Origin of the sequence: Vibrio splendidus 12E03, assembly GCF_000272105.2 — a bacterium.
GTDB lineage: Bacteria > Pseudomonadota > Gammaproteobacteria > Enterobacterales > Vibrionaceae > Vibrio > Vibrio splendidus_I.
Genome location: NZ_AJZD02000212.1, coordinates 1 through 26,799, shown reverse-complemented (window position 1 = coordinate 26,799; position 26,799 = coordinate 1). Strand labels below are relative to the sequence as shown.

At 45.1% G+C, this 26,799-nt stretch carries 20 protein-coding genes and 1 tRNA gene; 14 read left to right on the top strand and 7 right to left on the bottom strand.

Going from position 1 to position 26,799, the window contains the following annotated elements; genetic code table 11:
- The first annotated feature begins 94 nt into the window (after positions 1–94).
- Positions 95–185, top strand: a tRNA-Ser gene (locus A142_RS14350).
- A 75-nt stretch (positions 186–260) separates the two neighbouring features.
- Here A142_RS14350 and A142_RS14345 read toward each other — a convergent pair.
- A complete protein-coding gene (locus tag A142_RS14345; RefSeq protein WP_019823783.1) occupies positions 261–2,387 on the bottom strand; it encodes a methyl-accepting chemotaxis protein in 2,127 nt (708 codons plus the stop codon).
- Between the two features lie 192 nt (positions 2,388–2,579).
- Positions 2,580–3,500: a histone deacetylase family protein gene (locus tag A142_RS14340; RefSeq protein ID WP_019823781.1), complete on the bottom strand. Its 921-nt coding sequence runs from the start codon at positions 3,498–3,500 to the stop codon at positions 2,580–2,582.
- Between the two features lie 163 nt (positions 3,501–3,663).
- Here A142_RS14340 and A142_RS14335 point away from each other — a divergent pair, with 163 nt between their 5' ends.
- The gene (locus A142_RS14335; protein WP_019823779.1) at positions 3,664–4,350 is read left to right on the top strand and encodes an SDR family oxidoreductase; all 687 of its coding nucleotides are present in this window, start codon (positions 3,664–3,666) and stop codon (positions 4,348–4,350) included.
- Positions 4,351–4,357: 7 nt separating this feature from the next.
- Positions 4,358–5,359 carry a DUF3080 domain-containing protein gene (locus A142_RS14330; protein WP_019823777.1) on the top strand — a complete coding sequence of 334 codons (1,002 nt, stop codon included), beginning with the start codon at positions 4,358–4,360 and terminating at the stop codon, positions 5,357–5,359.
- 18 nt (positions 5,360–5,377) lie between these two features.
- Here A142_RS14330 and A142_RS14325 read toward each other — a convergent pair whose 3' ends face one another.
- The 3 genes from A142_RS14325 to A142_RS14315 form a co-directional block, all read right to left on the bottom strand.
- Positions 5,378–7,372, bottom strand: a complete 1,995-nt coding sequence (locus A142_RS14325; RefSeq protein ID WP_019823776.1) for a DNA topoisomerase III — start codon at positions 7,370–7,372, stop codon at positions 5,378–5,380.
- A 115-nt stretch (positions 7,373–7,487) separates the two neighbouring features.
- Entirely contained in the window at positions 7,488–8,036 is a 549-nt protein-coding gene (locus tag A142_RS14320; protein ID WP_017070328.1) for an NAD(P)H nitroreductase, read from the bottom strand.
- Between the two features lie 206 nt (positions 8,037–8,242).
- Complete coding sequence (locus tag A142_RS14315) at positions 8,243–10,252, bottom strand: NADPH-dependent 2,4-dienoyl-CoA reductase (RefSeq protein ID WP_029405551.1); 2,010 nt, start codon at positions 10,250–10,252, stop codon at positions 8,243–8,245.
- A 279-nt stretch (positions 10,253–10,531) separates the two neighbouring features.
- Between A142_RS14315 and sppA the strand changes: the two genes are divergently transcribed.
- Both sppA and ansA read left to right on the top strand, forming a co-directional pair.
- Complete coding sequence (gene sppA / locus A142_RS14310) at positions 10,532–12,382, top strand: signal peptide peptidase SppA (RefSeq protein WP_019823769.1); 1,851 nt, start codon at positions 10,532–10,534, stop codon at positions 12,380–12,382.
- 118 nt (positions 12,383–12,500) lie between these two features.
- Complete coding sequence (ansA, locus tag A142_RS14305) at positions 12,501–13,517, top strand: asparaginase (protein ID WP_019823767.1); 1,017 nt, start codon at positions 12,501–12,503, stop codon at positions 13,515–13,517.
- Positions 13,518–13,660: 143 nt separating this feature from the next.
- Here ansA and A142_RS14300 read toward each other — a convergent pair whose 3' ends face one another.
- Entirely contained in the window at positions 13,661–13,942 is a 282-nt protein-coding gene (locus tag A142_RS14300) for a YeaC family protein (RefSeq protein WP_010437067.1), read from the bottom strand.
- A gap of 113 nt (positions 13,943–14,055) precedes the next feature.
- Between A142_RS14300 and A142_RS14295 the strand changes: the two genes are divergently transcribed.
- On the top strand, positions 14,056–14,862 hold the full coding sequence (locus A142_RS14295; protein WP_029405550.1) for a DUF2989 domain-containing protein: 807 nt from the start codon (positions 14,056–14,058) through the stop codon (positions 14,860–14,862).
- Positions 14,863–15,034: 172 nt separating this feature from the next.
- Here the strand turns inward: A142_RS14295 and msrB are convergent, their stop codons facing one another.
- Complete coding sequence (msrB, locus tag A142_RS14290) at positions 15,035–15,472, bottom strand: peptide-methionine (R)-S-oxide reductase MsrB (RefSeq protein WP_019823761.1); 438 nt, start codon at positions 15,470–15,472, stop codon at positions 15,035–15,037.
- Between the two features lie 319 nt (positions 15,473–15,791).
- Here msrB and gap point away from each other — a divergent pair, with 319 nt between their 5' ends.
- The 8 genes from gap (at position 15,792) to A142_RS14250 (ending at position 26,667) form a co-directional block, all read left to right on the top strand.
- Entirely contained in the window at positions 15,792–16,787 is a 996-nt protein-coding gene (gene gap / locus A142_RS14285; protein WP_017059382.1) for a type I glyceraldehyde-3-phosphate dehydrogenase, read from the top strand.
- Between the two features lie 242 nt (positions 16,788–17,029).
- Entirely contained in the window at positions 17,030–17,914 is an 885-nt protein-coding gene (locus A142_RS14280; protein ID WP_019823757.1) for a D-hexose-6-phosphate mutarotase, read from the top strand.
- 297 nt (positions 17,915–18,211) lie between these two features.
- A complete protein-coding gene (locus A142_RS14275) occupies positions 18,212–20,248 on the top strand; it encodes a methyl-accepting chemotaxis protein (RefSeq protein WP_019823756.1) in 2,037 nt (678 codons plus the stop codon).
- Positions 20,249–20,417: 169 nt separating this feature from the next.
- Positions 20,418–21,227 (top strand): 23S rRNA (guanine(745)-N(1))-methyltransferase, encoded by an 810-nt coding sequence (gene rlmA / locus A142_RS14270; RefSeq protein WP_019823754.1) that lies wholly within the window; start codon positions 20,418–20,420, stop codon positions 21,225–21,227.
- Positions 21,228–21,307: 80 nt separating this feature from the next.
- On the top strand, positions 21,308–22,261 hold the full coding sequence (locus A142_RS14265; protein ID WP_019823752.1) for a ChaN family lipoprotein: 954 nt from the start codon (positions 21,308–21,310) through the stop codon (positions 22,259–22,261).
- Between the two features lie 265 nt (positions 22,262–22,526).
- Complete coding sequence (locus A142_RS14260) at positions 22,527–22,880, top strand: hypothetical protein (protein WP_029405548.1); 354 nt, start codon at positions 22,527–22,529, stop codon at positions 22,878–22,880.
- Positions 22,881–23,009: 129 nt separating this feature from the next.
- Positions 23,010–24,896, top strand: coding sequence for a BCCT family transporter (locus A142_RS14255; protein ID WP_019823748.1), 1,887 nt, complete (start codon positions 23,010–23,012; stop codon positions 24,894–24,896).
- Positions 24,897–25,089: 193 nt separating this feature from the next.
- Complete coding sequence (locus A142_RS14250) at positions 25,090–26,667, top strand: alkaline phosphatase (protein ID WP_019823746.1); 1,578 nt, start codon at positions 25,090–25,092, stop codon at positions 26,665–26,667.
- Positions 26,668–26,799 lie beyond the last annotated feature (132 nt).

Sequence of the window (26,799 nt, the reverse complement as noted above, 5' to 3'; positions counted from 1 at the left end):
GTGAGAGTAGGACATCGCCAGGCTTTAAATATCGTTACCTGTGTATACATGTAACAACATCTACAGTGTACAAATCTGTTGATGACAATTTGTTGGAGGGATGGCTGAGTGGTCGAAAGCACCGGTCTTGAAAACCGGCAACCGTTAATAGCGGTTCTAGGGTTCAAATCCCTATCCCTCCACCACATTAAAGAAAGCCGCTGAGAAATCAGCGGCTTTTTTGTATCTGGCGTTTGCATAAAGAGCTTACGTAGTTTCTACTACGCCACCTTTCGACTCACTTCAAAGCGTCCAATCAATTGGTCTAAGCGGCTCAATGAATTACCCATCAAAGAAACTCGACGTGCGAGTTGCTTAGTAGACAGTTGTAAGTCAGATATTGAACGTTGGGCTTTATCTGCCGTTTGTCCGTTTTTCTGACTGTTCTCATCTAGATTGAACATCGTGGTAAAGAGATCACTCACCGCGGCTTGAATTTGTTCACTGCGAGCATTTGAGTCGACTGTTAAGTTTCCTTTACTCACATTCTCAACGCCTCGCTCCATGGACTCAACAGCACTGCGAGACTTACTATGCAGCTCTTTCATTAGGTCACTAATATGATTAGCGGCTTGTGAAGTACGATCAGCCAGAGTTCTTACTTCAGAAGCGACGACAGAGAACCCTCTCCCGTGTTCACCTGCTCTTGCCGACTCGATGGCCGCATTCAAGGCCAAAAGGTTAGTCTGCGCGGTAATGTCAGTAATGATATCTATAATGTCAGACACCTTGGTCATTTCATTATTCACCTCATTCACGCTATGCGCCGAGCTTTCTACGATATTGCGAACAATCTCCATGCCTTTGACAGACTGGTTGTATTCCTTTTCCGCGCTCAGGACGGCTTGTTTCATCACCGTATCCATTTGCGTTGCTGAAACACTCGCATGAGTAATTTCGCTCTGTTGATACTGACTCAACTGAAGCATATTGCTTAACGCTTGTGATGCATCATCACTGGTTTGCTTCATCACGACACTGCGACGAAACATCGATTCCGAAACCTCTCTAACTTCGTGACTCGCATGGATCAACTCACTCACCGTGTTATCTAAATTGTCGATAAAACTATTAGTCCAACGCCCTAGGTTGCCAAGTTCATTATGACTGAATGTTGTGGGATCAAGCCTCCGACTTAAGTTGCTATCACCTTCGGCTAAGGTCTGCATTACCCCGGTCATTTCGTGAATCTTCTTCGCTAGTGGTTTAGCGCTAACTAAACGGAATAAGCCCAATGAGAGCAACGCGCAAGCGAACATAATGCCACTCTGCATAAAAGGTGTGAGTGTATAAAGGTTGGCAAACAGTAATGGAATAAGTAGAGGCAGTAGCATGCAGCTGATGAAGTGTTTAGATAAGGTATAACTTAGGCTTCGGTCTCTGTAGACCTCTTCTAAATCGGACTCACACATCATGCCAAAGGTATCTGGTGAACCATCCAATTGAAAGGTGATACCTTTACCAATAACCGGTATGTGGCGATAGTCGGAATACCCCGGATAACCTATAAACAGGTTACTGCCATTTTTAATGGTTTCTCTTACGCCAGGGTGAAGCTGATTAGTGGCTGGGTCTGTAAAGCGAATCTCAAATTCGGTGTGGTGCTGAATCTTAACCGTTCCCCAATCAGTATGAATCCCTTGCTTTAAGTTCTCTCCGTGTGAAAAGGTATTATCTTCAAAGCGAGAACGAGAGAGCGCAACCCCCGGCTGAGTATGAGGATCATGAATGGAGTCAACCATAAAGATATAGTTATCACCCGACTCGCTATAAATATGCCCCGCTTCTCTCTGAATAATGTCACCAATAACATCATTAGGAACACGACCACATAGGAATTGCTGGGCACCTTCATCCCGAGAAAAGGGGACATAAAACATCAGCGTCACTTGGTCATGAAACGATGAACTCGACGCCCCTACGTTCAACGTGCGTTGATCCATATACGGCCCATGAAGATAACGCTTTGAAGCCCCTTCAACTAAAGCCTTCTTGTCTCCAAGAGTAACCCCAATATGTTCATGATAACTCGATGCTTGTGCGACCCCCTTGGCATCGACGATCGCCAACTCAGAAAAATCCGTACTGCGTTTAAGAAGGCTAGCTAACGTCCCCTGAGCTTGTTCTTCCGTTCGACTTGCTAAATAAACCGCAGAGTCTTCTAAAAAATCCCATTGATTCTTGACCCAGTTATGCAGAAGTTGAACTCGCGTGTGAGCAATACTTTCAAAAGCTTGTTCAAGCTCCTCCGTCCTACTTCGATTGAGGAAACAAGCTCTGCGCATAGCCAGTTTTCCTGTTGCGCCAAACCAATTAAGCCAACTACGTTCCTTGTCCGTCAGGTTCATTTTTATCCCTTGTGTTTTTATAGACACATGGGTAAAGCAATTTACAGACCACAATTAATCACACAAATACGTAACTAATTAATAAAAAAGTACTTTATATGAATCATAATGGTGCAAGCGTGTCTTTTATGGTGCAAGAGACCTTATTTCACACCATCATTTCAATGAGCTATCAGTCGCCAATTTGAGAGGTTAACCGTAAACATGATAAGCCGCTTTTAACAGCTGCATGTGAATCGGCACCAAATCTTGATGTTGAGTTCGATATCCGCCACCGACTACGCAGGCCATCGGAATAGACTCTGATTTTGCTAATTCAATCATGAAACAGTCGCGTTCAAATATCCCTTGTGTCGAGACATTCAAATAACCCAGTTCATCGTCTTGATGGATATCGATCCCCGCATCATAAATAATCAGATCAGGTTGATGGTGAGCAATCGCTAACTTAGTGACTTGTTCAAAACAACGTAAGAACTCTTCATCTTCTGTTTCACGAGTTAATGGCACATCTAAATCGGATAGTGGCTTTCGTGCAGGAAAGTTTTTGTCGCAGTGGAATGATAGAGTAATGATGTCGTCATTCTCTTGGCAAAGTGTTGCTGTGCCATCACCATGATGAACGTCGCTATCGACGATCAGCACTTTATCGATATGTTCAAAGGTCAGCGCATGTTTTGCCGCTAAAACCAGATCGTTCAACAAACAAAAGCCACTGCCAAAATCATGATGCGCATGATGATAACCACCACTCAAATGAATCGCTAAACCACTCTCTATTGCCATTTCAGCGGCCAAGCAGGTTCCACCACTTGAGTAGAGTGTTCTCTCAATAAGTTGCTCGCTCCACGGGAAACCGATGCGTCTCATTTTAGCCGCAGGCAAATTACCAGACACGAGCAAATCGACATATTCGCTATCGTGAACCTGTTTTACCTGTTCAACCGAAACCGGCGTTGGTTGGCACACTTCAAACTTGCTTTTCCATCGAGATTCACGATCCATCAGCGCCTCAACAGCACTATGCAACAACTGATATTTGTTGATTGGGTAGCGATGACCTTCTGGTAAAGGTAACTGTGAATAGATTGGGTGGTAAATTAAAGGAATCATAATCAGGTTAATTGCGTATCTTTCTCAAAATCATAACAGCCTCAGACTTGGCGACAACCTGAATTAATGATTTTGGTAGGAATGCTAATGGCCAGTTGGTGGAGCGTTGATTTTCTCGTGTTAAGCCATCAAACTTAACTAATTGAACTGAAAAGGAATCACCATGAGCGTTATTTTTATTACTGGGGCGAACCGCGGCATTGGCTTAAGCCTGACTCAACAATACCTGGAAGGTAACCACAAGGTGTACGCGACTTATCGTGATGACAATTCAGCAAAAGAACTGCTCTCACTCGCAGGCCACAACACTAACCTGACCTGTATTCAATTAGAGATAACCGATTACCAAGCAGTAAGCCAACTCCCTTCGCAAATAGAGTCGATTGATATCTTGATCAACAACGCTGGCTACTATGGACCAAAAGGCTATGGGCTGGGTAATACCGATGTTGAAGAGTGGCGTCGTGTATTCGAAGTCAACACCATCGCTCCACTAAAGCTTGTCGAAACGCTATTGCCGCTACTAGAAGACAGCCATATCAAAAAGGTCGCTTGTCTATCCTCTAGAGTCGGCAGCATGACCGAAAACACCTCAGGCGGCGGTTATATCTATCGCTCCTCTAAAGCCGCTCTAAACTCCGTGGTGAAGAGCCTAAGCAACGACTTAACCGAGAATGGCTTTACGGTGTTAGCACTGCATCCAGGTTGGGTACAGACCGAAATGGGCGGCCCTAATGCTCTGATCGACACCGACAATTCTGCTTCTGGCCTGATTGAAGTCATCGAGTCCGCGAATACTGAAGTAAGTGGTCACTTCTTCAATTTCGATGGCAGCGAAATAGACTGGTAACCCGCAGATGAATGTAGGCCCTCTCTCAAACCTAGTAAAGCACTCAACGCTGTTTTGTCTGACAGTGATGCTAGCTGGCTGTTTCAGTGATGGCTCCAGCGACTTGTTCGACGACTATCAAACCAAGATAGCCAGAGTACAAGATGCTGACAAGATAAAAGAGGAATGGGAATTTGAAAACCTACCGAGAAAGCGAGAACTGCTTCTTGACGTGCCCTCACTCTCTATCGGCCTCATCGACAGCTACCAGCTTCGTCAGTGTGGACTGTTCAATCTAATTGCAGAAAGAAATTCGGTTCTGGGCAAGGTCGCGGATGAGTTTCGTAATTACGATTATCAAGTCGCGCTACTTCAAGGCGTAGGCAAGTGTTTATCCAGTACTGAATTAGACCCAGAGATCGTAGAATTGCTAAGAGAAATTGAGCAACAGAAACTCGCACAGTTTCCGCTGCACCAATGGAATCTCATCTATGCCAGTGATGCGATGCAGTCACAAATGCGGGGTAGTCAGTGGTTGCGTGCTGATATCGGCGATCAGGTACGACAAACCAGTGATGCCTTACAACATATCAACCAAGCGTTAAACATTCCGCTCGTTTCCGGCAAAACCATTGAGGTTCAAGAAGTACTAGAGAAGAGTTCGACCCTTGGGGATTTGTACTATTCGCTCGCCCGTGCGTCGGTTGAGCTTGATACCATCACCAAACAGCTAACAACTTTTGATGACAATATCATCTGTGGTAAACAACGAGATACGACCAAGTTTCGTTATCTCAACAATGTATTCGAGCAGCAATATATAGGTAAGGTTCAGCCTTATATGGCGCAGCTGGATGGCTACTATCAACAGTTAGCCCCGCAACTAGAGATGTTTGACGCGCAACCTGATCTGCACAGTTATTACTTTCCCATCCAAGATGCACATCAAGTTTTTCGAGCATCAACTCGTCGCCATGTCGACTATTGGCAGCAACTGTTTAAACGTTGTGGCCGTAAAGTCGGTCGTTAATCCTAACCTCAATAAGTCTTAGCTTTTAGTGCCCTTTTTAGCGGAAGTACCTTTCTTAGCATACGAACCGTTCTTGGCATAAGATTTCTTCGCACCACCGCCTTTGCGACGTTTAAAAGCCGGTCTTTCGACTTTAGGAAGATGACGCAGAGATTCAGGAACTTCGCCTGTTTTTACCTTGCCCATCAAACCATCAATCTTGCTTTCTAGCGCTTTCATGAAAGGTTGATACGCTTGATTTCGTTCTGTCATGCCTTGCAACTGGTGCTCCCAATGTGCCGTCATGTCTGGGAAGGTCGAATCCTCAGGTAAGGCATGAATCAAACCTCTGCCCGCAGGGCTACTATGAATGCTCTTACCTTGGCGCGTTAGCAGTTGCCTTTTGAATAGAGTATCTAAAATGCCCGCACGGGTTGCTTCTGTGCCAAGGCCGTCGGTCTCTTTCAAAATGGCTTTAAGGTCTTTGTTCGCGACAAAGCGCGCGATACCTGTCATCGCTTGTAGCAAGGTCGCTTCCGTGAAGTGTTTTGGCGGCTCGGTTTTCTTATCGCCAATCACACCTTCACGACACGTCAACACAGAACCTTTATCTAGCGGTGGAACCGCATCAGTTCCATCCCCCTTCTCTTCGGTATCTGTTTTACCCATCAACGCCTTCCAACCAGGGTTAATAAGCTGACGCCCTTTCGCAATGAACACGCCACCAGCAATATCAAAGACCAGCTTAGCATCAGCAAAAACCGCAGGTGGGTAAAACTGCATTAGATACTGGCGAGCGATTTGCTGATAGATCTTCATCTCATTAGCAGATAAGCCATTCACCGATGATTTCTTCGGTGTCGGGATTATTGCGTGGTGAGCGTCGACCTTGCTGTCGTTCCATGCTTTTGATTTAAGAGAAAGATCTGCGCCTTGAGCACCACTTTGAAGCTCTTTCGCATTGTTAGCGATTGCGTCTACTACCGACTCTCTTTGTGAGTAGTGATCTTTAGGTAAATAACGACTATCAGAACGAGGGTAAGTGATGAGTTTGTGTTTCTCGTACAAAGACTGACACGTGTCGAGAACCTGCTGAGCACTCATACCGAAACGCTTAGACGCATCAATCTGCAGTGCTGACAGCGAGTAAGGCAGTGGCGCAGCTTGTTTACTTTGCTTTTGCTCTGATTCCGTTACCGTCGCGGGTTGATTCGCAATTCGGTTAGCCACGTTTTCAACCAGCTTTCGATTGAGCACGCGCCCTTCTTCATCTTGCCATGGTTTACATGCTTCGCTTGGCTTCCAACGCGCGCGAATATCAAAGCTTTGCCCGTTATTTTGATATGGGATCAAAGCGTGCAGAGTGAAGTAATCTTTAGGAATAAAATTCTCAATTTCTTCATCACGTCTTACAACCAAACCCAGTACTGGAGTCTGCACACGCCCTACCGACAATACACCTTGGTAACCGGCTTTTTGACCAAGCAAGGTATAAGCGCGAGTCATGTTCATGCCATACAGCCAATCGGCTCTAGAGCGTGCTAATGCAGAAATAGACAGTGGAATAAAGTCACGGTTGCTACGCATTTGAGAAAGTGCACGTTTTACGGCAGGTAAGTTCAAGTCGCTGATCAGTAGCCTGTCCATCGACTCTTTCTTGGCCTTAGAGACCTTGCAATAATCGATCACTTCATCAACCAGCAACTGTCCTTCTCTATCCGGGTCACCCGCATGGACAATTTGGGTCGCGTCCTTCAATAGCTTTCGGATCACCGTGAGCTGTTTGCTTGAAGTCTTACGCGGTCTTAGCTGCCATTGCTCCGGCACGATAGGAAGATCGGCTAAGTTCCACTTCTTATAACGATCATCATAAGCATCCGGCTCAACCTGCTCCAATAAGTGTCCAATACACCAAGTCACCACATCCCCATTGCCACATTTGATAAACCCTTGGTCTTTCTTTTGTGGATTAGGCAGTGCAGCGGCGATCGCGCGGCCGAGGCTTGGTTTTTCAGCAATGATAAGACGAGACATGTTTTTCCAGATGCTACAAACAATTAGGGCCACATTATCTAATGTGGCCCTAATAAATCAAGAAAAACTGGTTGTTTATACAGTTAACATTCCACTATTCAAGCTTCAGCTTTCTTTATAAGAACTCAACGAACTTAGAGAAGTCGCGCTCTGGTACCTTCATTGGCGTACAGCCCGGAGTGCCTAGGTATAGGAAACCAACAATTTCGTCGTCGCCTTCTAGGCCAAATGCTTGATGTACTTCTGGGTGGAACATCCATTTACCTGAGCGCCAAAAGCCTTGGAAACCTTGTGCGACTGCGGCCATTTGCATCGCCTGTGCAGCACAACCCGCAGATAGATGTTGCTCGATAGCAGGCACTTTCTCGTGCTCGGTTACTTTTGCAATCACGGTGATCACCATTGGAGCTCGGAACGGCGCTTTCTTTACTTTCTCGATAACCGCTTCTTCGCTTTCATCCGCTTCAGCGGCACGCACCAAGATGTCAGAAAGCTTTTGTAGACCAGAACCTTGCGCGATAACAAAGCGCCAAGGTGTTAGTGCACCGTGGTCTGGAGCGCGCAGCCCTGCTTTAATGATGTTTTCTAACGCCACACCTTCAGGTGCTGGATCAGAGAGTTTTGCGATTGAGCGTCTGTTGAGCAATAGATCCAAAGCATCCATTTGAAGTCCTTACTAATTTTTATTGTTTGTATAGTTGAACTTTAGCACAGAATACAAACGATAATAAATCTCAACGGCTGTCAATTTGGGCTAGATTAGAAACAATAAAGGCTCCTAAATCTATGACTTAGGAGCCTTGTTCAAAATCTAGCTCAGCAAATTAAGTAACAATATCTACCGGTAAAATTACAGTTTGATGGCTGATTCTATAACTTAATAGCCAGTTCAACACCTTGACGGATAGCACGTACTGCATCCAGCTCACCGGCATAATCGGCACCGCCTATCACGTGTAGTTTGCCACCAAACTCTTGCCACATATCTTCAAATGGACGAACTGACACCTGACCTGCACACACGATAACGGAATCGGCATCGAGGACCTGTTCTTTCTTGCCAATACTGATATGCAGACCTTGGTCATCAATTTTATTGTAGCTTACGCCGCCTAAAAGGTTTACACCTCGTTTTTCTAGCGTGCGCTTATGAATCCAACCAGTAGTCTTGCCCGGACCTTTACCAACACGACCCGCTTTACGTTGCATCACCCAAACCGTTTTATCGCTAAACGAATCAGGGTAAGGGTAAAGCCCGCCAGGGTGTTCCATGTTCTTATCGATGCCCCACTCATGCAGCCAATCGTCTAGGCTGTGTGAAGTCGGCTCTGTCAGCATGGTTGCCACATCGACACCGATACCACCAGCACCAACAATCGCGACCTTTTCGCCGACTGGTGTCTTTTCGCGAATCAAGGTTTGGTAATCGACCACGTTTTCTTGGTCAATGCCCTCAATATCGAGCTTTCTTGGCTCTACGCCAGCAGCCATCACCACTTCATCGTACTTCAACAACATCTCAAACGTTGCTTCGGTATCCAGTTTCAGATTCACGCCGGATGCATCGATTTGGTTAGCAAAATAACGAATCGTTTCTCTGAACTCTTCTTTGCCCGGTATCTGCATTGCTAATCTAAACTGGCCGCCGATACGGTCATTTTTCTCAATCAAGTCAACCTTGTGTCCACGCTGCGCTAAAGTCGTTGCACAGGCTAAACCGGCTGGGCCTGCGCCGATAACCGCAATGGTCTTAGTAGCTTGCGCTGGCTGAACAACAATTTCAGTCTCGTAACAAGCTCGTGGGTTAACCAAACAGCTCGCTCGCTTACCCTTAAACACGTTATCAAGACAAGCTTGGTTACAGCCGATACAGGTATTGATGAACTGCGCTTGGTCTTGAGCGGCTTTATTAACAAAGTCCGGATCTGCCAAGAATGGACGCGCCATTGAAACCATGTCGGCCTGTCCTGAAATGAGGATACGTTCGGCCTCTTCTGGCGTGTTGATTCGGTTACATGTCACCACTGGGATCGACACGTATGGTTTCACTTTCTCGGTTACCCAAGAGAATGCGCCTCGTGGTACTTGCGTCGCGATAGTCGGAACACGAGCTTCATGCCAACCAATACCAGTATTGATGATAGTCACGCCCGCTTCTTCTAGCTTTTGAGCCAAAAGAACAACATCTTCAAAGGTGCTACCTTGCTCAACCAAATCCAGCATCGACAGTCGGAAAATAATAATGAAATCTTTACCCACCGCTTCGCGAATCGATTTGACGATCTCTAGCGGGAAACGCATACGCTTCTCGTAAGAACCGCCCCACTCGTCGTAACGCATGTTGGTACGCTTACAGATGAATTGGTTAATCAAGTAACCTTCAGAGCCCATAATTTCAATGCCGTCGTAACCCGCGACTTGAGCGAGTTCAGCACTGTTGGCAAAGGCACCAATGGTCTTTTTGATTTGGCGAGGGCTCATCTCACTTGGAGCGAACTTAGCGATAGGCGCTTTAATGCCAGAAGCACTTTGCGCGAATGGGTGCATCGCATAACGACCGGCATGCAATAGTTGAAGCGCAATTTTACCGCCGTGCTTGTGTACGGCTTCGGTAACAACTTGGTGCGCTTTAGCGTGCTTTACTTTACTGAATTCAGCACTGAATGGGGTTAATCTGCCACGTAAATTAGGAGAGAAACCACCGGTAACAATAAGACCAACGCCTCCTTTTGCTCGCTCTTCATAAAACGCGGCGAGTTTGTGTAGGCCTTCTTTATTTTCTTCTAAACCTGTGTGCATTGATCCCATCAATACACGGTTACGTAACTGAGTATATCCAAGATCGAGTGGTTCAAGTAAATGTGGGTACATGGCAGACATCACTTCTATTATTTTATCCTTGTGGTCTGACCACAGTATAGTTCAATCACCAAAAGTTCAAACAGCCGTTTACATTTTTGTAACACTGATCATAATGCGGAGCGTATTAATCGTTCAGAAGCCCTTAATTTGACTACACTTAATGAGAATATATATCGATTAACAATTCTTGGTGTAGTTTGAGCTTGGGAATTATCGTAGGATACTAAGCAGTTCATATTATTGAGATTAATGGTACTACGGCTTGTTAAAGCGACGTGATCTCACTGCGGAGACAGAATGAAAAAAATATTCAAATTTATAGGCATGATCTTTAAAGGGATTTGGAAGCTCATTACGTTTGTACGTCTTGCGTTGGTTAACCTAGTCTTTTTACTCAGTATCGCCATCATCTACTTTGTGTACTTCCATTCAGATACGGCTCAACCGACGGTTCCACAGGATTCGGCTTTAGTGCTTAACCTGTCTGGCCCTATTGTGGAACAAAGTCGCTATATCAACCCGATGGATTCGGTCACAGGTTCACTGCTTGGCAAAGACCTTCCAAAAGAGAACATCCTGTTTGATATCGTTGAAACGATTCGCTACGCAAAAGACGATGACAAGGTTACTGGTATCGTTTTAGCACTCAAAGAGTTGCCAGAAACTAACCTGACCAAGCTACGCTACATTGCTAAAGCGTTGAATGAGTTCAAAGCAACAGGCAAACCGATTTATGCAGTGGGTGACTTTTACAACCAAAGCCAATACTACCTAGCCAGCTACGCAACTAAGGTCTTCCTATCACCAGATGGTGGGGTTCTTCTTAAAGGTTATAGCGCTTACTCGCTTTACTACAAAACGTTGTTAGAGAAGCTAGACGTAAACACGCACGTGTTCCGTGTGGGTACTTACAAGTCAGCTATCGAACCTTTCATTCGCGATGACATGTCAGATGCAGCGAAAGAGTCTGCTTCTCGTTGGTTAAGCCAACTATGGGGCGCGTACGTTGATGACGTCAGTAACAACCGTCAGTTCGACGCTAAAACACTGAACCCAAGCATGGACACCTTCTTGAAAGAACTAGAGTCTGTGGACGGTGACATTGCAAAACTGGCTGAGAAACTTGGTTTAGTGGATGAGTTAGCGACACGCCAACAAGTTCGACTAGAGCTTGCAGATGTTTTCGGCAGCGACGGTCAAGACAGCTACAACGCGTTTGGTTACTACGAATACCGTGCAACCATGCTTCCCGACATGACCAGTGAATCACACGACGTTGCCGTGATTGTTGCCAGCGGCGCAATTATGGATGGCAAGCAGCCACGTGGCACAGTTGGTGGAGATACCACTGCAGCCCTACTTCGCCAAGCACGTAACGACGATAAAGTGAAAGCCGTTGTGCTTCGTGTAGATAGCCCAGGTGGCAGTGCCTTTGCTTCAGAAGTTATTCGTAATGAAATAGAAGCGATCAAGCAAGCGGGTAAGCCAGTTGTTGTGTCGATGTCGAGTCTTGCTGCTTCAGGTGGTTACTGGATCTCGATGGGCGCAGATAAGATCCTAGCTCAGCCAACCACACTAACGGGTTCGATTGGTATCTTCAGTGTTATCACTACCTTCGAAAAAGGGCTGAATGATATTGGCGTTTACACCGATGGCGTGGGCACTTCACCTTTCTCTGGCCTTGGTATCACTACTGGCTTAACTGATGGCGCTAAAGACGCTTTCCAAATGGGTATTGAAAATGGTTACCGCCGATTCATCAGCCTAGTTGGAGAAAATCGCGGCCTAGAAGTCGATGCGGTCGACAAGATTGCTCAAGGCCGAGTTTGGACAGGTCAAGATGCGATTCAGAAAGGCTTAGTCGATGAAATTGGTGATTTCGATGATGCGGTTGCAGCTGCGGCTTCACTTGCAGAGCTTGAAAGTTACAACATCTACTGGGTAGAAGAGCCACTTTCGGCCACTGAACAATTTATTCAAGAATTTATGAACCAAGTTCAGATATCGATAGGTCTTGATATTCAGTCGATGATACCAAGCAGTTTACAGCCTGTTACTCAGCAGTTAGCTCAAGATAGCCAGCTGTTAGGCAACTTTAACGACCCACAAGGCCGATACGCTTTCTGCTTAAATTGCCAAGTTCAATAAGTTGAGCCAATAACTCAATAACTAAGGGGTGCCTCTGTGTGAGGTGCCTCTTTTTATTGCATGATAATTCGCTATAATCGCCCCCCTGTTCCCTACATCACACTAAGTATTAATCGCCATGGAAAGAAAACACATCTATATCGCGTACACCGGCGGCACAATTGGCATGCAGAAGTCTATTGACCACGGCTATGTTCCTGTCGCAGGTTTCATGGATAAGCAGCTAGCTGGCATGCCTGAATTCCATCGCCCAGAGATGCCTGAGTACACCATTCACGAATACTCTCCATTAATGGACTCTTCAGATATGACGCCACTTGATTGGCAGACTATCGCTGATGACATTCGCGCGAACTACGATAAGTACGATGGTTTCGTTATCCTGCATGGTACAGACACTATGGCTTACACTGCCTCAGCACTGTCTTTCATGCTTGAAAATCTCGGCAAACCTGTGATTGTTACGGGTTCTCAGATCCCATTAGCAGAGCTTCGTTCAGACGGACAAGCAAACCTGCTGAATGCACTACACATTGCAGCAAACTACCCAATCAATGAAGTGACACTGTTCTTCAACAACAAGTTGATGCGTGGTAACCGCAGCACAAAATCACATGCAGATGGCTTCAATGCGTTTACGTCTCCAAACCTGAATCCTTTGCTAGAAGCGGGTATCAATATCCAACTTAGCAATAACGTAAAGGTAAACGAACAACCTGAAGGTGCTTTTAAGGTTCATAACATTACTCCGCAACCTATCGGTGTAATCACAATGTACCCAGGCATCTCACACGAAGTGATTCGCAACACGTTATTGCAGCCTGTGAACGCAATGATTCTGCTTACTTTTGGTGTTGGTAATGCACCACAAAACCCAGAACTGCTTCAACACCTTAAAGACGCATCAGAGCGTGGTGTTATCGTGGTGAACCTTACTCAGTGTTTAGCGGGTAAAGTGAATATGGGTGGTTACGCGACAGGTTGTGCACTGGCAGAAGCTGGCGTTGTCAGTGGTTATGACATGACACCAGAAGCGGCATTGGCGAAGTTGCATTATCTATTAAGCCAAAACCTAGGCTACGAAGAAGTGAAGGCTCAGATGCAACAAGTGTTGCGCGGTGAGATGAGCTTATAACCTGTTCAAAGATTCACGTTAACCCCAGTTATTCGATGATAATAACGCTGGCTTAACGTGAACTAAATCGTTTTATTGCTTATAAATAAACGAGTTAAACTAAAAGGGGTGGCACATTGCCACCCCTTTGTTGTAGTTTAAGCTTAATGATTCGGGTTAACCCTAACAATGTCTTCTTGATCTGACTTAAACTGTTTCTTTAGTTCAGACTTAGATTTAAAGCTAATCTCACCACCAGCTGCAATTGTCATATGTTGAGCTTCAGAGTTATGTTTAGATTGATATAACATAACCGCTTGCATACACGAGTCGCGCTGTTCTTTTGAGAGCGCCGTACCTTCTGGCCATTTACCCGTTTCAACTGCGTAGGTTAAACGTTCGTAGACCTCGGGGGTCATTGCGCTAAGAAGTTGTTCTGCATCCATGGTAAAGCCTTAGTTTTAACAATTTTCACCAGAAAATAACCCGTAACAGAATTGAGTCAAGAACCTGACCAATAATAAGTGCATCTGATCACAAGTGAAGGAATATGAAAATTATGAAATGGTTGGCGATTAGCCTATTGCCTTTCACTCTGGTTGGGTGTCTTGAAGGGAACAAAAATACCGACCAACTGTGCCAAAGCAATCCTGGCCTTCAGTGTGAACAGTTGAACATGAACGATGGGCAATGTCGTGTCGCACGTACCGACCTCATCTGGCATCGATTTGAAGTTCAGAAGCAACCCACCGAAATCAACAAAATTAAAGAATTCGAATTAGTCACTGCCTACAAAAAGTGCCTAGAGCTCGCGGCACAGATCGAAACGATCGATCAATCTAAGCTGCAAGAGCGTCGCTTTACCTCTTTAATGCACAGTATCGAAGAGTCTGAGCGCATTGTTGATGAGCTATCGAAATCCGATACACCGGAAACACTTTACTTCTTGTGGTCGCAAACTGGGGACACCAATGCCAGACGCAGCTTCCTACAACTAGAAGGCTCTGAAGCGTTAAACACAGCCGAGATGCAATATGCCTTGGCAACCTTCTATACTACCCGCGATCATGCAAAGACACTTAAGTTACTCAATAATGCGCTAACGCTTTCTAATGGCTCAGTAGCCAACACTGAAATCTTCAAGTCGATGGCAAGTATCAACCACAGCCTTGGCCATATGGAAAAAGCGTACGTTTGGGCGATGGTTGCCAAAGACTTTGACGTGCCGATTGCTTCTGAAGCAGAGCTAACTGTGCTGTACCATTTCGACAAGGCAACCTATAAGAAGCTAAATAAAGACGCAGACAACATCGTCGAAGCGATTGAGGATGGAATTTACAGCCCTTCAATCGTCCCGAGTTACTGATCGCTTCATTTATAGTGTTCTAACTTAAGCTTCTTATTCACCTGCTTTTAAAAAACAGCTACCTTTTTGGTAGCTGTTTTTATTTGTACTAGAGTTAAATCTGAAATCTTGGGCGTTTCAGCATTCCTAAATCGACAAATGCGACCTGTAAGGATTAGACAATAGTTACAAGTTATTTCGTACTTTCGTCATTTTTGTTGAAAATTAACGACACTGAATTAACACAGAACCGTTCACCTGTGGTCTTCGGACCATCAGGAAAAACGTGACCTAAATGGCTATCACAGGCGGTACAACGGATCTCTACACGCTTCATTCCGTGACTTAGATCTTCTATATAGCGTACAGCTTCATCATTCACTGGGGCATCAAAGCTTGGCCAACCACACCCAGAGTCATATTTGTTATCCGACAGAAACAAAGGGCTTTCACAGCATGTGCAGCTATAGACGCCAGTCTTATGGTTGTGCAGTAACTTACCGCTATATGGGGCTTCAGTACCACGTTCACGACACACTGCAAATTCGTCGTCTGTTAGGCGTTCACGCCAGTATTCATCAGGCTTTATCATATTTCCTCCCTTTTGAATCACGTTAATATCTCTCCACATTCTCAGTTATTATATTTACTTTTTTCTATAAAGGCTTGCATATCAGTCGTTTTGTAGCACATACTTTCTCACCAGGAAACATTGTACATATACACTCATAAGTGAATCATCATTTAGGGGTATTTTACCCAACTGGAAGGGTACAGAGCCACTTGCAATGGTCAATTTTCAACCACTTACACCCAATTGTTAAGAAAAGCGTCGCTTTTTTTTGACATTAAACAAGTTAAGTCGGATTATCTATTGCAGATGTATACTGGATTCTGTAATTTTACTACCAGTTATCTTTAATCAGAAATTAAGTTGTGGAGCAACTACAATGACTATCAAAGTAGGTATTAACGGTTTTGGCCGTATCGGCCGTTTCGTATTCCGCGCAGCTCAAGAGCGTGCAGACATCGAAGTAGTAGGTATTAACGATCTAATCGACGTAGAGTACATGGCATACATGCTTAAGTACGACTCAACTCACGGCCGTTTCAACGGTACTGTTGAAGTTGAAGGCGGTAACCTAATCGTTAACGGTAAAACTGTACGTGTTACAGCTGAGCGTAACCCAGAAGACCTTAAGTGGGATGCTATCGACGTAGACGTAGTTGCTGAAGCAACTGGTCTTTTCCTAACTGACGAGACTGCACGTAAGCACATCACTGCTGGCGCTAAGAAAGTAGTTCTTACTGGTCCTTCTAAAGATGCAACTCCAATGTTCGTAATGGGCGTTAACCAAGCATCTTACGCTGGTCAAGACATCGTTTCTAACGCTTCTTGTACTACTAACTGTCTTGCACCTATCGCTAAAGTACTTAACGATAAGTGGGGCATTGAGTCTGGTCTTATGACTACAGTTCACGCTACTACAGCAACTCAAAAAACTGTAGATGGCCCTTCTGCTAAAGACTGGCGCGGTGGCCGTGGTGCTTCTCAAAACATCATCCCATCTTCAACTGGTGCTGCTAAAGCTGTAGGCGTTGTTCTTCCAGAACTAAACGGCCTTCTAACTGGTATGGCTTTCCGTGTACCAACTGCTAACGTATCTGTAGTTGACCTAACAGTTAACCTAAAAGAAGCTGCATCTTACGAAGAAATTTGTGCTGCAATGAAAGAAGCTTCTGAAGGCGAAATGGCTGGCGTTCTTGGTTACACTGAAGACCAAGTAGTATCACAAGATTTCATCGGTGAAGTTCAAACTTCAGTATTCGATGCTAAAGCTGGTGTTGCTCTAACTGACAAATTCGTTAAAGTTGTATCTTGGTACGACAACGAAATCGGTTACTCAAACAAAGTTCTAGACCTAATCGCTCACATCTCTAAGTAATTTCTTTTTAGAAATCGCTTTAGATAAGCATTAGCGAAGACTGTTTTGAGCAGACTTTGAAAAAGGCGACCTTAGTGTCGCCTTTTTAATGCCTGCTATCTTTTAAACCGCGTCTATCTAAGCTCATCAAGATAGCCCAAACGTAAAATTCAATTCTAATACTGACCCTGTTTATCACTCATGAAAACACAAGCATCACCCTAGTCAGCATTTGAATTCAATTTCCTTAGAAGGATCATGTAATGGATTTATCTACTCTACCTGCACTGACTGTACTTTCTGATAACGTGACTATCGTTGAGCACGAAGGTGTAAAACTGGTTCGTGTTATCCACGATAAAGCAAACGCAGCTATTTCACTGTTTGGCGGCCATGTCGTGTCATTCCAACCGCAAGGCCAAGAAGACCTAATTTGGATGAGCCAACAAGCTAAATTCGACGGCAAAACAGCCCTGCGTGGCGGCATTCCAGTATGTTGGCCTTGGTTTGGTCGCATTGCAGTACCTGCGCACGGTTTTGCACGTTCAAGTGAATGGCAATTGGTTGAGCACCGTGAAAGCGAAGCTGGCGTGATTGTTAGCTTAGGTCTAAAACCAAACGAAGAGACGCTAGCGGTATGGCCTCATCAATTCGATGCACGTTTGAATGTTGAGATCGGCGAGCAGCTAAAAGTGACCTTAGATGTGAAGAACACTGATTCTCAGCCATGGACTTTCTCTGGCGCACTGCACACTTACTTAAATATTGGCGATATTCACAGCACAACCACAACAGGTATGGGTACTGAGTACATTGATAGCCTGCAAGACGGCAAAATCTGCCAAGGTGGTTCTGAACTGGTACTGACCGACACGATTGACCGCGTTTACACGCAACCAGAAGCGCAAATCTTAGTTGCTGACAAAAAGCAGGATCGCACACTAACGGTTGAAAACCACGGTCATAATTCTGCAGTACTGTGGAACCCGTGGGCCGAAGGTGCTGCTGGTATGGGTGACATGCAAGACGACGGTTACCTAACCATGCTATGTGTTGAATCAACGCTGCACGCGCCAAGCCTAGAAGCAGGCAAAACGTTACAGCCTGGCGAAAGCCACCAGCTGATTACCATGATTGCCTCAAACTAGCTCTCTAACTAGTTTAATTACAAACAAAAATGCAGCTCATTGAGCTGCATTTTTTATTGCCCAACCTCACATATATCGCCTAGTAATCAATGCTTTAGCACAAGCCTATTAGTCCATCACCTCTTTGTTCAACTCCGCACCATTTAGCTCTCATCACTCTAATTTATAAATATAACCATCAATTCATTAATTATTATCAATTACTGCCGATAAATAAGTACCTATGATAGAAAGCTCAATAACAAACTTCTTTAAAACCACTTAACAACACCTCAATGAAGACAGGATAGTGAATTCATGTTCGAGAAATACAAAAATCAAAGTGTTGGCTTCCAACTTAAGTTGGTCATTTTGCTGTGCTTGCTTATCGCCTTTGGCTCCATTGCGACACTCGTATATAGAAATGCCTCTCAGGTGTTATTAGACAACACGTTAAAAGAACACCAATCCAAAGTAGAAGCGATGGCAAAAACCATCTCTGGTCAGTTCGATGCCTACCTGCATACCGCCAAAGTTTTAGAATCCACTTTTCGCAACGGTTACCTAGCAGGTGTTTATGTTGAAAGTTATGACGTTGAGTTCAACGGTCATTCCATTCCAAACATGACTCAATACGGTGAAAGCTTAATCAACGACACCAAACTGGTTGATAGCTTTACTCGCGACACCGGCGCCGTAGCGACCCTATTTGCCCCATTTGGCGACGACTTTATTCGTGTGTCGACTTCTCTTAAAAAGCCATCAGGCGAACGAGTCGTTGCGACCACGCTAGGGAAAAATCATCCAGGCTATAGCAAGCTCAAGAATGGCCAGCCTTATTACTCTCAAGTTAAGCTCTTCGGCCAACGTTACATCACCTACTATGCGCCTTTGACCAATGCTCAAGGTAAAGTAAACGGTGTCTCTTTCATTGGCTTGCCAGTAGAAGAGGCAACTCAAAGTCTGTTTGAATCTTTACACTCTGTATCATGGGGTGACACCGGATACACCATCATTGTTGATAACGAGAAAGAGCATCAAGGCCAGTACTTACTGCACCCCACGAACGTTGGTGGTGGTAAATCGATTGTTGATGTTGCTGACTACGACGGTAACAAACCTTTTTATCAAATTTTTGAACAGCCATCGGGGCTGATTCTATACCCATATCAGTATCAAGAAACGGTTGGTGAGAAGTACCTGGTATACACCGAAGTTCCGGGTTGGGATTGGAAACTGCTTGGCGGTACATTCATTAAAGAAGTGACCAAAGGCAGTGACGATTTACTGAAGCTCATCGCCATTATTGCTACCCTAATTGCTGCGGCTACCATCATCGCGTTAACCTTCGTGTTAAACCGCACACTGACGCCGCTAACCACGTTAAACGAGTACATGCTGCGTTTAGGAAAAGGCGAAGTAAGCCTACATATTCCAAACAATGGTCAGCAGACTAAGAACGAAATCAGCAACCTAAATACCGGCGTTGCCAACATGGCAGCCCAGTTGAATACACTCGTGGGCGAGATTCGTGCGACCAGTGACCAAGTACAGAACAGCTCGAGCAGTGTGTCACAAGATGCCAGTCACAATCTGAGTCAATCTGACCGCCAGCAAGCACAGGTTGAGCAAGTCGTTACCGCTATAGAAGAGATGGCCACCTCTGCTGAATCAGTGGCACAGCAAGTGAACAGCATTGCTGAAAATGTGCGCCTTGCCAATGAAGACAGCCAGAAAGGTTTAGAAGTCGTTGAAGGTGTGTGTATTGATGTCGCCCAGCTGAATGATCAATTAGACAAATCCGCATCGGCCATCGAGCAAGTAAGCTCTGATAGCGAAAGTATTCAAACTGTTACTAAGATGATTGATGACATCGCAGAGCAAACCAACTTACTTGCGTTGAACGCTGCAATAGAAGCGGCACGTGCGGGTGAGCAAGGCCGTGGCTTTGCAGTGGTAGCCGACGAAGTAAGAACATTGGCTCATCGAACTCAAACATCAGTCCAAGATGTGGTAAGCATCATCGAGAAGCTGAAATCGTCGACCCACAATGCCGTAAACCTGATGACGCAAAGCCAATCGAATGCCAACCAAGTACTCGATAAAGCGCAAGAAGCAGGCACTGCGCTAGAGTCGATTGCCTCTCAAGTTGAATCGATCGCTTCTCAAGCTGAAACGATTGCTGCTACATCAGAGGAACAAGCTCAGGTTTCTCAAGAAATTGCGGCAAACGCGCATGCGATAAGCGACCTCAACCAACAGAGCCGTGAAACCAGCGCGCAGACATCTCGAAGTGCTGATGAGCTTCAAAAGCAAGCGGAGTCATTGAAAAATCAAGTGAACTTCTTTAGCTAATTATTAATAGACCTTCTATTAAGCAATTCAGTAAGTATCAATAGAGCCAGCCATCGTTGGCTCTATCTCTTAATGAATTATCACTAGCTAAGACAACTGCGTTTATTCTAGCGCCCCACTATGCTTCCTGTTAAAATTTTGGACTTGAAATTTCTACCTCGAGTTCGCAATGACTTACCAATGCCCTTTGTGTCACCAACCTTTATCTCAACACGATCGTACGTTTAAGTGTGAAAAGAACCATCAGTTCGACCTAGCGAAAGAAGGCTATGTCAATTTGATGCCTGCGCACCACAAACGCTCAAAAGATCCAGGTGACAACAAAGAGATGATGCAGGCACGTCGTCGCTTCCTTGAAGGCAACCATTACGATCCAATGCGCCAAGCAGTCGTTGGCTTATGCTCTAGCTACCTGCCAGACACGGATACTAGCCTGTTGGATATTGGCTGTGGTGAAGGGTATTACACCAACGAAATCGCGTTGAATCTCCAAAATAAAAACGGCGCGATTTTTGGCCTAGATATTTCTAAGATTGCTATCAAATACGCAGCTAAGCGCTACCCTGCTGTCGACTTCTCAGTTGCCTCTAGCCATCGCCTACCCTTTGCTAAAAACAGCTTAGACGGCATTCTGCGCATTTACGCGCCATGCAAGGCTGAAGAGCTGCAACGTACCATCAAAGCCAATGGCGTGGTGATCACCGTAACACCAGCCAGTCGACACCTATACCAACTGCGTGATGCGATTTATGATGGAGTTCGCTTGCATGACGAAGATCCAGAAGTGATCGAAGGTTTTACGCTTGAGCACCAAGAGCAACTAAACTATATGATGGAACTATCGGGGTCAGATGCATTCGACCTGCTACAAATGACGCCATTTGCTTGGAAAGCGACTGAGGAGTTTAAACAACAACTCACCGAAGCTGAGCAATTCAACTGTGAGGCTGACTTTATGCTACGAGTGTACCGCAAATAATTTAATTGATATTGATTATCGTTTGCATTGAATTCTTATCTTGCCTCCTTTAGTATGCGTGTTCTTCAAGGAGGCATTTCATGCAACGTATTATTCTTATCGGATTAGCCACTCTTCTCACAGCTTGTGCTAGCCAACCTTCAAAAGACACTTCTCAAACAGTGGCTCAAACAGAATCCGTTTCCACATTCTATGACTACCAGTTCGCTTCTCCACAAGGTAAAGCACTTGATATCAATGCTTTACCCAAGCAACTGATTGATGCTGATGTGATTCTTATTGGCGAATGGCACACTCATTCTGCTATTCACCGCTTCCAAACCGATTTCTTAAAAGCGCGCCGCAATGCAACATCAAACATTACACTTTCAATGGAACAGTTCACTCGAGAGCACCAAACCACACTCGACCAATACTTAAACGGTGAAATTGGCGAACAAATTCTCATGTCTCAAGCAGCGGCGTGGCCAAATTACGAAAGTGATTACCGCGCGTTAGTTGAGTTCTCAAAAGCCAACGACGTCGATGTTATTGCGGCAAATGCACCAAAGCCATTCGTTCAGTGCATTGGCCGTAAAGGATTGCCTTACCTAGACCAATTATCGACCGAGCAACGCCTATGGATTGCTGCAGAAGTGGATACTGGCGATAGCCCATACAAAGAAAAGTTCATGGCTTCTATGCATCACGGCACGCCAGAGCAAACAGAAAAGCAGTTTGCCGCTCAAGTAACCTGGGATGAAACCATGGCTGAATCAATTGTAGATTACCTAGCGTCGAATCCGAATAAACAAGTGATTCATGTAGCAGGCATGTTCCACACCGAGGGTGGTTTAGGGACGGCGGCATCAATTCTACGCCGTAACCCTGATTTGAAAATCGCCATCATCAGCCCAGTTGAAGAGATCACATCGGATAACAGCGATTATCAGCTTGAAGTTCTCTCGCCACCGGCTCGCTTTGTTAAGAAAGAGAACCGAATGAAGGCATACAAGCACCTGTCAAAACGCAGTGCTAGCCTAGAATGTGACTAAACCATTCTTCTAAGCTAAAGAGTCGATGGGCTAATCCTAGATAATCAGTCCATCGTCAGAACTAGATCACGTTCCCGTCATTCATCCTAACTCTACCTAAAATCAAACATTCTTATCGGCACAGGACTTGCTTAGTAAATAGACAATTTAACCAAGCAGAAGAAAATGTAATGTGCGAATAAAAAACATCACTATCGATGATTAATTGCACAAGTTTTTCACACCTCTGCCGATACTATATTTAAGGATAGGTAAGGAGGGCGATATGACGCCAGTAGGAACGAGTAATACTCAGCTGTATTCACCTTCGCAAATGAATGCACAAGCTAAAAGCACTGAAGCTGAACAGCCTGCACCTCTTAAGGTTGAACAAAATACCGTCAAGCTTTCTGATGAAGGCAAAGCTCTATTATCTGCACTTAAAGAAATCGATAAAGAAGCCAAAAAAGTCGAAGCTGAAAACGCGACCGTTACCGATAAGGTAGAGTCATTTGCTCATGGCGCTTTAGGTATGGATCATCCAGATAAGATTGAAGAAGAGGACGATGGTTCTTATTCAGCAGGGCAATACTTATCCGCAGCGGCAACCGTTGGTGGCATCCTACTCGCTTTAATCTAACTTTACTCTCCTGTTACCGCAGATTTCCCTCTGCATTAAAGCGATTTGTCGTCACGACAACAGACCCGATTTGGTCTAAAAAACGAGTTCATTCCATAATTCCGCTCTCATTTTAATGGAATAATACTCGTGAAAAACACTTTTGAGCTTATTGATAAGCCTACTTTCTTTGGTGCGATTGCACTCCTACTCACGATAGTTTTCCCGCTCATTTTGTTCCCTGCACAGGGCGCAGACTGGATTGCGGTTGCGAAAACATTCATGACGGACCAACTTGGATTTTTATATCTTGCGCTAGGCCTCGCTGCCTGTGCATTTATGGTTTACGTTGTGTTCAGTGATATGGGACAAATTAAACTGGGCGAAGCTGATGAAGAACCTGAATTCAAAACAGCATCATGGGCTGCAATGCTATTTTGTGGCGGTATCGGTGCAAGTATCTTGTACTGGGGCTGTATTGAGTGGGCTTACTACTACCAATCACCGCCTTTCCAACTAGAGCCGGGCAGTGAAGAAGCGGTTCGTTGGGCTGCAACTTACGGTTTGTTCCACTGGGGACCAATCGCGTGGTCTATCTACCTGATCCCTGCGATTCCTATCGCTTACTTCTTCTATGTACGTAAACAGCCAGTTCTAAAGATCTCTAGTGCGTTAATGCCTGTTCTTGGTGAACACCGCAGTAAAGGCGTACCTGGAAAAATCGTCGATATCCTTTTCATTTTCGGTCTATTAGGCGGCGCTGCAACAACGTTAGGTTTAGCTGCACCTCTAATCACTGAAGGTCTGAATCACCTATTTGGTCTACCTAAAAATAACCTAACGCAAGTGACGGTGCTTTTAGTGTGTACTGCGATTTTTGCTTACTCATCTTATGCTGGATTGGAAAAAGGCATCAAGATCCTAAGTAACATCAACTTCTGGGGTGCAATGGGTCTGTTAGCTTTCGTTCTGATCGCGGGTCCAACAATCTTCATGTTAGAAACAGGTTTAGACTCAATTGGTCGTCTACTGTCTAACTTCTTCGTGATGGCAACGTGGGCTGAACCATTTGGTGGCTACGGTACGTTCGAAAACACTCACTTCCCACAAGACTGGACGATTTTCTACTGGGCATGGTGGCTAGTATTTGCACCGAGTATGGGTCTGTTTGTTGCGCGTATCTCTCGCGGCAGAACCATCAAACAAATGGTATCAGGTTCGATTTTCTTTGGTTCTCTAGGTTGTTTCCTATTCTTCATGATCTTAGGTAACTACGGCCTATCACTGCAGCTTTCTGGTGAGCTGGATGTAGTAGCGATTTTGAATGCTGAAGGCGCAACCAAAGCTATCTTCTCGATGCTTGCACAACTGCCAATGAGCACGCTGGTTATCGCTGTATTTACAATGCTGTGTATTATCTTCACGGCAACGACATTTGACTCGATCTCATACATCCTGGCGTCTGTTGTACAAAACAACGTGACTGAAGAGCCAATGCGCTGGAACCGTATGTTCTGGGCATTCACTCTGTCGTTCTTGCCAACGATTCTGATGTTCTTGGGCGGTCTAAGTACGCTACAAACGGCGGCGATTGTTGGTGGCTTACCGCTGCTTGCTATCTCTGTCATGCTGATGATTTCAGCGGTACGTGCGACTAACCTCGACCTACGCCATCAAGATGCGTACATCGAGCCAACGATCAACATCGAAGAACTGCCAGACATGGACCCTTGGTCTGCTGAAGGTATGGCGCTGGCTCAATTTGAGAAAGAGAGAGATGCAGCACAAGAAGCTGCAGAACTTGAGCGTGTTGCTTACACAGAACTTGCCGCAGTGAAGAAAGAAATTCGCGCTTATGTGCTAGAACAAGGTTCACAAATGGAAACTCACGAGTTACCAGAGAACCTACAACAAGCACTTGAGCAGGCCGAGAGTAATCTTAGTGCCGCACAAGCGAAAAAGATCGAGTTATCTGAGCAAGCTCAGAATGCTCGTATCACGTTCAACCAGGTGGTTGCAGACTTACCGCTTGCTTGACATTAGCCATGACACAGTCCATTGATTTGGACCCTCCTAAATACGACAAAGGCTCACAGAAATGTGAGCCTTTTTTTATGCTTTTCTAAAAGCTTGAGTTATTGCTCAATTTTATATTAATGAAACAAATGTGAAACGACTTTGACACAAATAGGTGTTCTAATCATCCCGCTTATATAAAAAGGGACAACTAATGAAGCACTTTATGAAACCAATTGTTACCGCAATGGTAACCTCTACACTCTCATTCAACGTACTTTCAGCAGAAATCAAAAATGTCATTCTGATGATCGGTGACGGCATGGGACCTCAACAAGTTGGCTTATTGGAAACCTACGCAAATCAAGCGCCAAATTCCATCTACAAAGGAAACAAAACGGCCATTTATCAACTTGCTCAAGAAGGGGTTATTGGTTCATCCCTAACGCATCCGGAAGACGCAATCGTAGTGGATTCAGCTTGCTCTGCGACCATGCTTGCAACGGGTATCTACAGCGGTTCAGAAGTGATCGGTATCGATTCCCAGGGTAACCATGTTGAGACAGTACTTGAGAAAGCGAAAAAAGCAGGCAAAGCGACCGGCTTAGTTTCAGACACACGCTTAACTCACGCGACCCCTGCTTCTTTCGCCGCTCACCAACCTCACCGTTCTTTAGAGAATCAAATTGCATCTGATATGTTAGCAACGGGCGTTGATGTGATGCTCTCTGGAGGACTGCGTCATTGGATCCCTAAATCGACCAACGACAAAGGTGAAACCTATAAGCAACTTGAAAAACTGACTCAAGGTGATGTTTATCTCAAATCGAAGCGCAAAGACGACCGTAACCTGCTGACTGAAGCAGAGACAGACGGCTACCAACTCGCGTTTAATCGCAACATGCTAGACGACGCTAAGGGCGATAAACTACTTGGTCTATTCGCCTACTCAGGTATGGATGATGGCATCGCTTACAGCAACAAGAAAAAGAGTGGCGAACGAACTCAGCCAAGCCTGAAAGAGATGACACAAAAAGCACTCAACATCCTATCTAAAGATGAAGATGGCTTTTTCCTAATGGTCGAAGGTGGCCAAATCGACTGGGCGGGACACAGTAACGATGCAGGCACCATGCTGCATGAATTGCTCAAGTTTGATGAAGCGATACAAACGGTGTACGAATGGGCAAAAGATCGTGAAGACACGATCGTGATTGTGACCGCAGACCACGAAACAGGCTCTTTCGGCTTCAGCTACTCTTCTAACGACCTACCAAAACCTCAGAAACGTTCTGGCGAAGCCTTCGCCGATCGCGACTATGCACCTAACTTTAACTTTGGCGCATTCGATATTCTTGATGGTCTATACAATCAGAAGCAAAGCTACTACGGCATGATCAGCGAATTTCAGAAGCTGGATAAAGCGCTGCAAACACCTGAAAAGCTGGCTGAGATCGTCAACAAAAACAGTGAGTTCCCTATCACAACGGAACAAGCGAAAAACGTATTAGCCAGTAAACCGAACCCATACCGATTGGCTCAGCACAAATACTTATCGGCAGAAGAAGTGCCTGCTATCAACGATTTCGATGCTTTCTTCCCATATAACGACCGTGGCAACCTACTTGCTCGAGAACAAGCAACCGGTCAAAACATCGTTTGGGGTACAGGTACACACACTCACACACCAGTGAACGTGTTTGCTTGGGGTCCTGCTGAAAAGATACTGCCAGTTTCGAAAATCATGCACCACTCAGAACTGGGTGAGTACATTAAACAACAAGTAAACTAGCCTGAATCTTTTTTGCTCGTTTAACTTTAGCGCCCTCCGGGGCGTTTTTTGTTTTAAGCCTTTAAGTTAAGTAAGTTAGTTTTTAATTTTAGGCGGCGCCAAATAGCAAAACAGCCGCTAAAGAACGGCTGG